The sequence below is a fragment of the Neisseria sp. N95_16 genome, assembly GCF_002551535.2.
Lineage (GTDB): Bacteria > Pseudomonadota > Gammaproteobacteria > Burkholderiales > Neisseriaceae > Neisseria > Neisseria brasiliensis.
The window spans coordinates 1-13,277 of sequence record NZ_PDBT02000071.1 but is presented as its reverse complement, the minus strand read 5'-3'; the positions used below and the strand labels follow the sequence as shown (position 1 = coordinate 13,277).

Sequence of the window (13,277 nt, the reverse complement as noted above, 5' to 3'; positions counted from 1 at the left end):
TTGCGGTTCTCGCCATTGTTTGTGTTTGCCTATATTTCGTTGGAATATAGGGTTAAAATAGGGCTCTTTTGGGCTTATTCAAATTAGGGACACGCCCTAGTGTTTTGAGTAATCGAGTCATCGGGGATAGGTTATGTACGGTTTTGATAGGGATGGAGCAGAGAATAACAATCTGCTCAAATGGGTGGTTGCGGTCGCGCTGGCATTGGTTTTGATGGTGATCAGCCTACCGGTTCATGCAGAGCGTCTGCCGGAGTTTTTGAGCAAAGTACAGCCGTCTGAAATTTTTCCGACAGCCGACCGCTACGGTGAGCCTGAAGGCAAGCCGATGGTGGCGCGTGTGTACAAAGGCGACGAGCAACTGGGCTTGGTATTCATCACCACCGATGTTGTCAATACCCGCGGGTATTCGAGCAAACCCATTGATACCATGGTGGCCTCAGCCAATGACGGTACGATTACCGGTGCCAAACTGGTGGCGCATAATGAACCGATTACGCTCATCGGCATCCCGCAATCGCGTGTGGATAAATTTATTGATGACTATATCGGCCTGAACTTCATTACCACGCCTCCGAAGCCGGGCGTGGCACCTTCCGACATCATCAGCGGCGCGACCGTGACGCTGATGGTGATTAACGACAGCATGCAGCGCTCGATTAAAACCATTGCCCAACAATACCAATTGGGCACAGCAGGTGCGACAGCGGCTGCGGCTGCCGATGGTGCTGCTGCAGCACAAACAGCGGTGCAAACCCGTCCGCGCCGTGCTGTTGGTATGGATAAACAAGATATTCAATCATGGAATGCCTTGCTGGAACAAAAAGCCGTCACCAAGCTGCGCATGACGGTGGACGAAGCCAATAAATTATTTGAGCAAAGCGGCAAAGAAGGCGTGGTCGAACACGCCGAAGAAGGGCCGGGCGATGATACTTTTGTCGATATGTATGTGGCGGTGGTAAGCCAGCCTTCCATCGGTAAAAGCTTATTGGGTGAGGCAGGGTGGAACAACTTGCAACGCCGTCTGAAACCGGGTCAACAAGCGATTATGGTTGCCGGCGAAGGCCGCTATTCTTGGAAAGGCTCGGGCTATGTACGCGGTGGTATTTTCGACCGCATTGAGATGATTCAGGGCGACAACAGTTTCCGCTTTACCGATGCGCAACATGAGCGTGTGGTGGCTTTGGCTGCAGAAGGCGCGCCGGCCTTTAAAGAAGTATCTTGGTTCACCATTCCGGAAGATGTGACATTTGATGCTGCCGAACCGTGGCGTTTGCAATTGATGATTCAGCGCGTATTGAGTGTGAGCGACAAAGCATTTGTCACTGCCGATTTGGCCTACGAATTGCCGCAGGGCTATTACGTTGACGACCCTGAAGCCGAGCCGGTGACCATCACTGCACCGATTGAAGCACCTGCCGCCGAAGGCCGAAAATTAGCCAATCAAACCGCGGGTATTTTGGATGCGGCAACAGATGATGGCGTATCCAGCCAATTGTGGAAACAGATTTGGCAGGCGAAAAAAGCGCAAATCATCGTGGTTGGTATTGCCTTAACCATTTTGCTGCTGGTGTTCTTGTTCCAAGACTGGATTGTCCGCTATGAAAAATGGTATGACCGTTTTCGTATTGCCTTTTTGACTTTCACCTTGGTTTATATCGGTTGGTACGCGCAGGCACAATTATCGGTGGTGAATACCCTGACGCTGTTTTCTGCCATTTTGACTGATTTCCACTGGGAATTCCTCCTAATGGATCCGCTGGTGTTCATTTTGTGGCTGTTTACGGCGGCGACCATGCTGCTGTGGAACCGTGGTACTTTCTGTGGCTGGTTGTGTCCGTTTGGCTCTTTGCAGGAGTTGACCAACCGCTTGGCGAAAAAATTGGGCGTGAAACAAATCACCGTGCCGCATCTGCTGCACACGCGCTTGAGCGCGATTAAATACGTGATTTTCTTCGGTTTGCTGGCGATTTCGCTCTACGACTTGGGTTTGGCCGAGCATTTTGCCGAAATCGAGCCGTTTAAAACCGCGATTATTTTGAAATTCATGCGCGAATGGTGGTTTGTGTTGTTCGCTGTGGCATTGTTGGCCGCCGGTTTGTTTATCGAACGCTTCTTTTGCCGTTACTTATGCCCCTTGGGCGCAGCGATTGCGATTCCGGCACGCTTCCGCATTTTTGACTGGCTGCGCCGCTACAAAATGTGTGGCAATCCGTGTCAGATTTGTACACACGAGTGTCCGGTTCAAGCGATTGCGCCTGAAGGCGATATTCATCCGAACGAGTGTATTCAATGTCTGCACTGCCAAGTGATGTATCACCATGAAACACGTTGTCCGCAAGTGGTGGCAACCAACAAGAAGAAACAACGCCAAGCTGCGGCCAAATCGGAACACGAAGCTGAACAAACCGCTAAAACCAATGAACATGTGGTGCACTTTGTGAAACCCGGTGCAAAAATCACCGTTGAAAAGTAAAGAATTAGTTTCCCTTATCCCACGGTAGGCCGTCTGAAAAGACAAATACCGAATTTCATCCCAAGGAGAGTTTTATGTCAGACGAAAAATTAGAACAAAACGGCTTAAGCCGACGTTCATTCTTAGGCACTGCCGCGGCTTCCGGTGCCGGTATTGCCGGTGCGGGCTTGTTGGGTTTGGCCGGTTGTTCCAATGCCGAGAACGATAAAGGCGCGGCTGTAAGTTCTGCACCTGCGGCCAAAGCCGACACACACAGCAGCGAGGGCGGCCAGTCTATCCACGTGGGTCCGGGCGAGCTGGATCAATACTACGGCTTCTTATCAGGCGGACAATCCGGTGAAATGCGCTTGGTAGGCTTGCCTTCCATGCGCGAACTGATACGCATACCGGTGTTCAATATGGACAGCGCCACCGGTTGGGGCCGTACCAACGAGAGCCTGCGTATTTTGAACGAAAAAAATACGCCTGAAACCAATGCATTTTTGAAAGCCAGCGGTTTGCGCTGCCTTCCAAATGGCGACTTGCACCACCCTCACTTGTCGTTTACCGACCAAACTTACGATGGCCGTTACGCTTACGCCAATGATAAAGCCAACAATCGTGTGTGCCGTGTGAATTTGGAAATCATGAAAACCGACAAAATTGTTGAGATTCCGAATGCTTCCGGTATCCATGGCTTGCGTCCGCAACGTTATCCGAAAACCGGCTATGTATTTGCCAACGGTGAACACATCGTACCGGTAGATGGTGTCGGCAATCTGAACGACCCGAAAACTTGGAATGCGGTGTACACCGCTATCGACGGCGAAACCATGGAGATTGCATGGCAGGTGTTGGTAGACGGTAACTTGGATAACGGTGATGCCGACTACCAAGGTAAATATTCATTCTCTACCTGCTATAACTCCGAGCGGGGATTGACTGTGCAAGCCGCTTCTGCCAACGAGCAAGACTGGGTAGTCGTGTTCAACTTGGCGGCGATTGAAGAAGGTATCAAAAACGGCGACTTTAAAGAAGTTAACGGTGTAAAAATGGTGGATGGCCGCGCCGAAGCCAATTCTAAATACACCCGCTACATTCCGGTGCCAAACTCACCGCACGGCTGTAATGCCTCGCCTGACGGCAAATACATCATGCTCAACGGTAAACTGTCACCAACCGTGACCGTATTGGACGTAAGCAAACTCGATGATTTATTTGCCGGTAAAATCCAGCCGCGCGACGTTGTCGTGGCCGAACCGCAATTGGGTTTAGGCCCGTTGCATACCGCATTTGACGGCCGTGGCAACGCCTACACCACTTTGTTTATCGACAGCCAAATGGTGAAATGGAACATCGAAGATGCGATTAAAGCTTATGCCGGAGAGAAAATCGATCCGATCAAACAAAAAATCGATGTTCACTACCAACCGGGTCACAATCACACTACCATGGGCGAAACCAAAGAGGCTGATGGTAAATGGTTGGTATCTTTGAATAAATTCTCGAAAGACCGTTTCTTGAATGCCGGTCCGCTGAAGCCTGAGTGTGACCAATTGATCGACATTTCAGGCGACGAGATGAAATTGGTGCACGATAATCCGACTTTTGCCGAACCGCACGACTTCTGTTTGGTGGCTGCGTCTAAAGTGAACCCGGTCAAAACTTGGGATCGCACCAAACACGCCTGGTGGTGGAAAGATGCCGCCGATATGGCTGCCAAAGACGGCGTTGAGTTGGAAAAAGCCGCCAAAGTGGTGCGCGAAGGCAATAAAGTACGAGTGTATATGACTGCCGTTGCGCCTGCATTCAGCGTGCCGCAATTTGAAGTGAACCAAGGCGATGAAGTGACCGTGGTGGTGACCAACGTGGAAACCATCGAAGACTTGACCCACGGTTTCACTTTGGAAGGCTACGGCATTGCGATGGAAGTCAGCCCGCAACAAACCAGCTCGATTACCTTTACCGCCCATCGTCCGGGCGTGCATTGGTACTACTGCCAATGGTTCTGCCACGCATTGCACATGGAAATGTCAGGCCAAATGATTGTAAAACCTAAATAATCTTACCTGATATCAACAAGCAGGCCGTCTGAAACGGTAATTCCTTTTCAGACGGCCTTTATAACAAAGCCATTTGAAAATCAGGCAGATGGTTTTGTTATAATGTTAAACTTGTCGCGCCGATACAGGCCGTCTGAAAACAAGAGAAACCACATGCACACTCTATTTCATGTCAAAACGCTGCAATACGCTGTTTGTGCGCTGCTCACCGCAGTAGGGTTTCAGACGGCCTTTGCTGCCGTGATTGCCGTTTCACCCACGGATAATCTCAATCAAATCATTGCCCAAGCCCAAGCAGGCGACACGCTCAAGCTCGCTTCGGGCGTGTATCAAACCAAAATCATCATCGATAAACCCTTAACCTTAGAAGGGCCGGCAGACCGTTCCGCCACCATTCAAGGCGACCGTCAAGGTCGTACTGTCAGCGTGCATGCGCCTGATGTGGTGATTCGCCATCTTACCGTCAGCGGCTCGGGCATGAGTCTGCCGGATATGGACGCCGGCATTTATCTGGAAGAAACCGCCACCAACGCTTTGGTGGAAAAAAACGATATTCTGGATAATTCCGTCGGCGTGTATCTGCACGGCCCCAAAGATGCCATGGTGCGCGACAACAAAATCGTCGGCAATGCCGAATTGCGCGTGAATGAGCGCGGCAACGGCGTAACCGTGTGGAACGCGCCCGGTTCGCAAGTGGTGGGCAACGACATTTCCAAAGGCCGCGACGGCATTTTTTCCAACGCCAGCACCTTCAATATTTATAAAGGCAACCGCTTTCACGATGTGCGCTTCGCCGTGCATTATATGTACACCAACGACAGCGAAGTCATCGACAATATTTCCATCGGCAACAACATCGCCTACGCCATGATGTTTTCCGACCGCATCAAAGTGCGCGGCAACATCGCCGTGATGAGCCGCGACCAAGGCATCATGCTCAATTACGTCAACCAGTCGGAAGTGCAGGACAACGTAATTTATCAGGCCGACAAATGCCTGTTTGCCTACAACGCCAATAACAACAAAATCTTTGGCAACCATTTCGAACAATGCAAAATCGGCATCCATTTCACCGCCGCCATTGAAGGCACGGAATTGACCGACAATTCGTTTATCAACAACGAAAGCCAAGTCAAATACGTCAGCACGCGTTTCTTGGATTGGTCGGAGGACGGGCGCGGTAATTATTGGAGTGACAACAGCGCGTTCGACCTCGACGGCGACGGCTTCGGCGACAGCGCATACCGCCCCAACGGCATCACCGACCAAATCATCTGGCGCGCACCGGTGGCCAGACTGCTGATGAACAGTCCGGCGGTGAGCATTGTGAAATGGGCGCAAAGCCAGTTCCCCGCGATTATGCCGGGCGGTGTGGTGGACAGCAAACCGCTGATGAAGCCGTATCAAAACCCGACCATGCCGTATTATCTGCAACACAAAGCGGAAATGTTGCAAGCAGCCAAGCAAACCAAATCGGCATGGGCGGCGCAGGCAAACGAATAAAGGCTTTCAGACGGCCTTATGTTGAAAAAGGCTGTCTGAACAAACACACAAGGAAACACCATGAGCAATCATGTTGAATTGAGAAACGTGACCAAACAATTCGGCGAACAGCGCGCGGTCGATCATGTCGATTTGGTGCTGAAAGCCGGTGAGAGCGTGGGCTTGGCCGGACACAACGGCGCGGGTAAATCCACACTGATGAAGCTGATTCTCGGCTTGATTACGCCAACGCAGGGCGAAGTGATGCTGTTGGGTGAGAAAACCGGCAGCAAAGCCGGTGCGGCGGTGCGCAGCCAAATCGGGTATTTACCGGAAACGGTGGCGCTGCACCCATCGATGACCGGTTTGGAAACCTTGGCTTTCTACGCCAAACTGAAAAAGCAGCCGCTGAATAAAAACCAAGATTTGCTTGAACGCGTGGGCATTTCCCAAGCAGCCAAACGCCGTGTCGGCACTTATTCAAAGGGTATGCGTCAGCGTTTGGCTTTGGCGCAGGCGTTGTTGGGCGAGCCGAAGGTATTACTGTTTGACGAGCCGACTACAGGTTTGGATCCGGCTTCACGGCAAATGTTTTATGAAGTAGTGCGCGAATTAAACGGTAAAGGCGCAACTGTGTTGCTCAGCACCCACGCTTTGGCCGAACTCGACGGCCATGCAGACCGCGTGGTGGTGATGAAAAACGGCGCCAAAGTCGCCGATGGCAGCATGGACGAACTGCATGTGCAAAGCGGTTTGCCACTCACGGTGAATGTGCGCCTAAAACACGGCAAACCTTTGTCATCGCGCTGGCAGTCTTCAGACGGCCTCAATTTCCGCGCGCAATGCCAAGCAGACGAACGCATGGCTTTGTTGGCCGAATTGGGCGATTTAAACGATTTGGCCTATCTCGACATCCATACGCCGACGCTCGATGAAATGTATGCACAATTCTTGAAAAGGGAAGACGTATGAACCCGATTTTGATTATCACCGGCAAAGAAGTGCGCGACAGCCTGCGCAACCGCTGGGTGTTGGCGGCGGCGTTGCTGCTGGCGGCATTGGCTTTGTCGCTGGGGTTTTTGGGCAGCGCGCCAACCGGTTCGGTGAAGGTCGATCCGCTTACGGTTACGGTGGTGAGCCTGTCGAGCCTGTCGATTTTCCTGATTCCGCTGATTGCCATGCTCTTGGCCTACGATGCCTTGATTGGCGAAATCGAGCGCGGTACGATGGGTTTGTTATTAAGCTACCCGATTTCGCGCAATCAAATTTTAGCGGGTAAGTTCTTGGGGCACTTGATTATTTTGACTTTGGCCACGACTGCCGGTTACGGCTTGGCCGGTATTGCGTTGCAGTTGGCCAATGGCGGCATCAACATCGCCGCATGGAAACCGTTTGCCGCTCTGATTGGCGCCAGCGTGATTTTGGGCGCGGCGTTTTTGGCCTTGGGCTATTTAATCAGCGCGAAAGTGAAAGAACGCGGCACGGCGGCAGGCATTGCCATCGGCGTGTGGCTGTTTTTCGTGGTGATTTTCGACATGGCCTTGCTTGGCGTGTTGGTGGCCGATACGCAGCAAACACTCACCGCGACTATGGTGGAAAGCATTTTATTGTTCAACCCGACCGACATTTACCGCCTGCTCAACCTGACCGGCTATGAAAACACCGCCATGTATTCGGGCATGGCCGGTTTGACCGAGCAAATCAGCCTCACGCTGCCGGTGTTGCTGACCGCGCAGGTGTTGTGGGTCATCATTCCGCTGCTGTTGGCGGCTTGGATTTTTGGAAAGCGACAAATATGAAAACATTTGCCTTAACAATCTGCACCGCCTTGCTGCTCGCGGCTTGTGGTGCCAAAGAAAACACCGCGCCGCCGCCTGCTCCGGCGCCGATTACTGCACAATCGACCGGCCATTACTGCACCATGAACCTGATGGAACATGACGGCCCGAAAGCGCAGCTGTATCTCAACGGCAAGCCCGATAAGCCGGTGTGGTTCTCGACCATCCGCCAAATGTTCGGCTATACCAAGCTGCCGGAAGAGCCTAAAGGCATTCATGTGATGTATGTCACCGATATGGGTGAAGTCACCGATTGGGCGCAGCCGAATGCCAATGATGCGTGGATTGATGCCAAAAAAGCATGGTATGTTATCGAAAGCGGCTTTATCGGCGGCATGGGTTCGGAAGATGCGCTGCCGTTTGCGGACAAAGCCAAGGCTGAGCAGTTTGCGCAAGAGAAGGGCGGCAAAGTGGTGAGCTTTGATGAGATGCCGGAAGCGTATATTTTTAAATAATGTGAATAGGCCGTCTGAAAAGGGTTTTGAGCTTTCAGACGGCCTGAGATTTTGTAAAACTCATTCATAAACCAGTACGCGTAATGACGGCGGCTAGGGTGTTTCTTGATGATTGAAGGGGTTCACAAAATTATCTGTTTTGATTTTATTTCAGAAAAGCCATGAATATCCCCCTAAACCGCCGCCGTTTTTTGGCCATCAGCGCCATTGTGGCCGGTGGTGCGATTTTGCCGTTTGCACTAAACCGCCCAACCGATAAACCTAATCCCGATGAAGCTGAGCCGTTTGTCTGGCAGGGCATTGCTTTGGGTTCGGGTGCGCAGTTGCACCTATATCATGTTGATCGTCGCCAAGCCGATGATTTGGTGAATAAGGCATTGGCGGAAGTGGCGCGTTTGGAAAAGATTTTCAGCTTATACCGCGACGACAGCCTGATTGTGCAGCTTAACCGTGAAGGCCGTCTGAACAATCCGCCGCAGGATTTGTTGGCGCTGTTGAGCATCAGCCAAGAAGTTTACCGACTCACCCAAGGTGCGTTTGACCCGAGCATTCAGCCGCTATGGAACTTTTATGCCGATTATTTTAGACGGCATCCCAATACCGATACGCCGCCGTCGCAGGCGGATATGAATCGAGCCTTGCAGCAGGTCGGTTTTGATAAAGTGGAATTTGACGATACCTTTGTCCGCTTTCACGGGCGGGATATGGGCTTGTCGTTTAACGGCATTGCCCAAGGCTACATCACCGATAAAGTGGTGAAATTGTTGCAGCAAAACGGCGTGGAACAAGCCTTGGTGGATATGGGTGAAATCCGCGGCTTGGATACACGCGGTGAACGCACTTGGCAGGTGGGTATCCGCGATCCACAAAATGAGCAAGGTGTATTGATGAATGTGCCGCTGCAAAACCAAGGCTTTGCCACGTCGGGCGGCTATGGCACGGTGATGGATGAAGCGGGTAAGTTTACCCATTTGTTTGACCCGCGTTCGGGGGTGAGCACACCGCGTTACCACAGCATGAGCGTAATGGCGCCAACCGCCACGCTGGCCGATGCGTTTGCTACGGCGTTTTCGGTGATGTCGCCAGATGAAATCCGGCAAGCGGCGCGGGCTAAGCAGGCTAAAGTGTGGCTGGTGATGCCGGATAGGCAGATGAAAGTTATTGAATAGAAGAAAAAACAGTTTTCATCATGTTTGCATTGCGAATATCTCAAGGAAGCTTGAATTGTTGTTGCAGTGCGTGCTGTTTTCACTGTGAAATTGAATCTCAAGCTAATCTGAGAAACTGAAAAACATGAAAGCCGTCTGAAACCAGTACCTGTTTCAGACGGCTTTTGTATGAATATTAGCTGCCTATTATTTGTCGGATTTAAATCCAACCCAATGAATTGATGAAAACGATCAGGATGGCAATCGGCGCTAAGAAGCGTAAGGTATTAAGCCATAATTGAGTCACGTTTTTCGGTACGGAGCTACCTTCGCTGATATTTGCCAAAACCGATTGTTTGTTGCGCACCCAGCCGGTGAAAATGGCTACACTCAATGCGCCGATCGGCATAATAATGGCGGAAATCATGTAATCCCACAAATCGAACACGGTTTTGCCGAATATTTTAAATTCGCCTAATACGCCAAACGATAAAGCCGAAGGAATACCAACGATAAAAATGGCCGCGCCGATTAGCCAAGTGCGGCTTTTGCGTTTGCTTTCGTCTTGGCGGATGGTGGCGGCAATCACGGTTTCCAGCATGGAGAATGCAGAAGTGAGGGTGGCAAACACCACCAGCAACATAAAGATGGCAAAGAGGATGGTGCCGAACGGGATTTTCATAAACACTGCAGGCAACACGATAAAGATTAAGCCCGGGCCTTGTGAGGGTTCAAAGCCAAACGCAAACACCGCCGGGAAAATTACCAAACCAGCCAGCAACGACACCAATAAGTTCATCCACATAATGCTGTTGCCCGAGCGGAACAAATCCTGCTTTTTGCTCAGGTAAGATGCGTAAGTAATCATGGTGGATACGCCGATACTCAACGCAAAAAATGCCTGACCCAGCGCCATCAGCATGGTGTGCGGCGTGAAGTAAGACCAATCGGGCTTCAGCAAAAATGATACGCCCTGCATGGCATTGGGCAGTGTCATCGAGCGGATGGCCAAGACAATAAACAACACAAACAAAGCTGGCATCAGATAGCGGTTGGCTTTTTCAATGCCGTTTGAAATTCCGCCTTTAACCACCCAAACCGTCATCAACATAAATAAGCCTTGATAAAGCAACACACTCCCAGGATTGGCGATGGTGGCGCCGAATAAGGCTTCAAAGTTGGCTTCAGAGTGGATTTGGCCGGTAAACGCGTGCACCACATAATTCAGCACCCAGCCGCCGACCACGCTGTAAAACGACAGCAACACAAAACACGCTGCCACGCCCATGCGGCCAACCCACGGCCACTGCGAACCGGGGGCGAGTGTTTTGAACGCATCGACCGCGTTTTTACCGCTGGTTCGGCCGATGTAAAACTCAGCTAATTGCACTGGCAGCGCAACCAAGATGGTAAACAGCAAAAACAATAAAAAGAATACGGCACCACCGTTGGTGCCGGCGGTGTAGGGGAATTTCCAAATCGCGCCCAAGCCAATCGCCGAACCGGCCGCAGACAGGATAAAGCCTAATTTGGATGACCAAGAAGCAGAAGCATTCATAAATGTATCGAAATGTAAAAATAATGGCTGATTGTAGCAAAGCTGTTATGCATATTGGAGTGGGTAAGGCCGAGATTGTGGGATTAAGCACGGAAGGTGCCGAGAATAGATGGCATAGGGTGGAAACCATCAAAAAATTTAGAAGGCAAAGAATTAATGCAAAGAAAATAGTTGAAAATAGAAATATTATGCCGTCTGAAAACAGAATATCATCTTGGCGTATCAATTTATCAAACAGGTCTCAGCGCCGTCTTGGAAAGATTAGGAAAGCTGCTACAATAGCTTCCTTTCAAAACACACCAAATACAAGGAAAATAATGCTTTACGCTATCATAGCCATTATCGTCGGCCTCGTTTTACTGGTCTGGAGCGCCGACCGCTTTATTGATGGTGCGGCTGCTACCGCCCGCCATTTCGGCATGTCGCCATTATTAATCGGTATGGTCATCGTCGGCTTCGGTACTTCCGCGCCGGAAATGGTCGTCTCCGTCATGTCGGCCTTAGACGGCAGCCCCGGCATTGCTTTGGGCAACGCCTATGGCTCCAACATCACCAACATCGCCCTGATTTTGGGTGTCACCGCCTTAATCAGCCCGATTATGGTGCAAAAACAAATCGTTAAAACTGAAATGCCGGTATTGCTGGTGATTACCGCTTTAGCCGCGTTTCAATTGTTTGATGGTTATTTGAGCCTGATGGATGGCACGATATTGCTGCTGGTGTTGCTCGGCTATATGGGATGGACGGTAAAAACCAACCTGAAAGGTGCCGATAATATTGTCGAAGACCTTTCGGATGAATTGGAAAGCGGCCAAATGCCGCTGAAAAAAGGCTTGTTTTGGTTGATTGTGGGTTTGGTGGTATTGGTACTCAGCTCGCGTCTGTTGGTGTGGGGTGCGGTGACCGTGGCGCAAAGCATGGGTGTGAGCGATTTGATTATCGGTCTGACCGTGGTGGCCATCGGCACATCATTGCCGGAGTTGGCTTCATCAGTAGCCGCCGCGCGTAAAGGCGAACACGACATCGCCATTGGCAATGTGGTCGGTTCCAACTTATTCAACACCTTATCCGTAGTCGGCTTGGCTTCCGTGATTCACCCGATGGAAGTCGCACCGGAAATCCTCACCCGCGACGTCGCCATTATGTCGGGTTTGACTGTGTTGCTGTTTGTCTTCTGCTTGGGCAAAGGTGGCGCAGGTCAGATCGGCCGTCTGAAAGGCTTGATTTTACTGGGCTCGTATGTGGCTTACACAGGTTATTTGATTAGCACCAGTTTTTAATTTTTTATAAGGAATAAAAAAGAGCAGGGGATTTCCTGCTCTTTTTGTTTTCAGACGGCATAATTTTTCAGCAATCATTAGGCCGTCTGAAAGCAAAACCGGATATGCCAAGTGACATATCCGGTTTTTAATTTGGTGGGTCCGGTGGGTTTCGAACCCACGACCAAGGGATTATGAGTTAGAAATGTAAAACATAACTAATTGTTTTTAAATGGTAGTGAAGCCTGCACATACAGTCTGATACAGTCGCATAAATCGTCATTTAGGCACAAATTAGACACAAGAAGCAATATTTAAATCCTTTACAGAAGGCTTTAGATATTGCTTTTTTATTTTGGAGAACAGGAGGCTTAATGAAAAAATACCTTTTAGCATTCGTTTTGCTGGCTGCATCGGCCGCTCACGCGGAAAAGCTTACTTGGCCTCAATATGCGGCCTTGGTTGAAAAACACGCAGCCGCACAGCGTCTTGACCCTAATATGATTTGGGCGGTAATGGGACGGGAAAGCTCTGGTAATCCAAATGCGTTATCACACAAAAACGCACGCGGATTGATGCAGGTTATCCCACCCACGGCAGCGCGGATGGGGGTTAATCCTAAGTATCTGTACCACCCTGAACCGAACCTGATTGCAGGCACGCGCTATCTGCGTTTTTTGTGCAACCGTTACCCTGACCGAAATCATCCGACGGGCTGCAACATGGATTTGGTCTTGGCCGGATACAACGCCGGTGAAGGGGCAGTCGACAAATACCGGGGCATACCGCCTTATGCTGAAACCCGCGCGTATGTGAAAAACGTCAAATACCGCTATGCACGGTTGAGTAAACATCCTGTTCTGATGGCTGCTGCTGTAGAAACTAGTAGCGTTGTTTACAGTATTTCCAGGAGAATACTAAAACATGAACATGCACAAAAACACCCGTCTCACCCCGCACCACCGCCAAGCCATTTGGCTGGCCTACACGCAGGAAAAGGAAAGCGTCACCTCCCTGGC

General features: G+C 50.6%; 9 protein-coding genes and 2 pseudogenes. 10 read left to right on the top strand and 1 reads right to left on the bottom strand.

Going from position 1 to position 13,277, the window contains the following annotated elements; all coding sequences use genetic code 11:
- Positions 1 to 214 precede the first annotated feature (214 nt).
- The 7 genes from CRG49_RS10430 to CRG49_RS10400 all read left to right on the top strand — a co-directional run bounded on the left by CRG49_RS10430 (position 215) and on the right by CRG49_RS10400 (position 9,462).
- Positions 215 to 2,476 carry a NosR/NirI family protein gene (locus CRG49_RS10430; protein ID WP_095501852.1) on the top strand — a complete coding sequence of 754 codons (2,262 nt, stop codon included), beginning with the start codon at positions 215 to 217 and terminating at the stop codon, positions 2,474 to 2,476.
- A gap of 74 nt (positions 2,477 to 2,550) precedes the next feature.
- The gene (gene nosZ / locus CRG49_RS10425) at positions 2,551 to 4,518 is read left to right on the top strand and encodes a TAT-dependent nitrous-oxide reductase (RefSeq protein WP_095501844.1); all 1,968 of its coding nucleotides are present in this window, start codon (positions 2,551 to 2,553) and stop codon (positions 4,516 to 4,518) included.
- Between the two features lie 153 nt (positions 4,519 to 4,671).
- Positions 4,672 to 6,021, top strand: coding sequence for a nitrous oxide reductase family maturation protein NosD (locus CRG49_RS10420; RefSeq protein ID WP_095501845.1), 1,350 nt, complete (start codon positions 4,672 to 4,674; stop codon positions 6,019 to 6,021).
- Between the two features lie 60 nt (positions 6,022 to 6,081).
- Positions 6,082 to 6,972 (top strand): ABC transporter ATP-binding protein, encoded by an 891-nt coding sequence (locus tag CRG49_RS10415; RefSeq protein ID WP_095501846.1) that lies wholly within the window; start codon positions 6,082 to 6,084, stop codon positions 6,970 to 6,972.
- Positions 6,969 to 7,799 carry an ABC transporter permease gene (locus tag CRG49_RS10410; protein WP_095501847.1) on the top strand — a complete coding sequence of 277 codons (831 nt, stop codon included), beginning with the start codon at positions 6,969 to 6,971 and terminating at the stop codon, positions 7,797 to 7,799. Before CRG49_RS10415 ends, CRG49_RS10410 begins: the two co-directional genes overlap by 4 nt.
- On the top strand, positions 7,796 to 8,293 hold the full coding sequence (locus CRG49_RS10405; RefSeq protein WP_095501848.1) for a nitrous oxide reductase accessory protein NosL: 498 nt from the start codon (positions 7,796 to 7,798) through the stop codon (positions 8,291 to 8,293). The genes CRG49_RS10410 and CRG49_RS10405 overlap by 4 nt, the downstream gene beginning before the upstream one ends.
- Positions 8,294 to 8,454: 161 nt before the next feature.
- Positions 8,455 to 9,462, top strand: coding sequence for an FAD:protein FMN transferase (locus CRG49_RS10400; RefSeq protein WP_095501849.1), 1,008 nt, complete (start codon positions 8,455 to 8,457; stop codon positions 9,460 to 9,462).
- 199 nt (positions 9,463 to 9,661) lie between these two features.
- Here the strand turns inward: CRG49_RS10400 and CRG49_RS10395 are convergent, their stop codons facing one another.
- Positions 9,662 to 10,999 (bottom strand): sodium-dependent transporter, encoded by a 1,338-nt coding sequence (locus CRG49_RS10395; protein ID WP_095501850.1) that lies wholly within the window; start codon positions 10,997 to 10,999, stop codon positions 9,662 to 9,664.
- A gap of 317 nt (positions 11,000 to 11,316) precedes the next feature.
- Between CRG49_RS10395 and CRG49_RS10390 the strand changes: the two genes are divergently transcribed.
- From CRG49_RS10390 to CRG49_RS13600, 3 genes and pseudogenes are all read left to right on the top strand, one after another.
- Entirely contained in the window at positions 11,317 to 12,279 is a 963-nt protein-coding gene (locus CRG49_RS10390) for a calcium/sodium antiporter (RefSeq protein ID WP_095501851.1), read from the top strand.
- A gap of 353 nt (positions 12,280 to 12,632) precedes the next feature.
- Positions 12,633 to 13,034, top strand: a pseudogene (locus CRG49_RS13735) (lytic transglycosylase domain-containing protein); the annotation flags it as partial.
- 148 nt (positions 13,035 to 13,182) lie between these two features.
- Positions 13,183 to 13,277 (top strand): annotated as a pseudogene (locus tag CRG49_RS13600) (transposase); the annotation flags it as partial.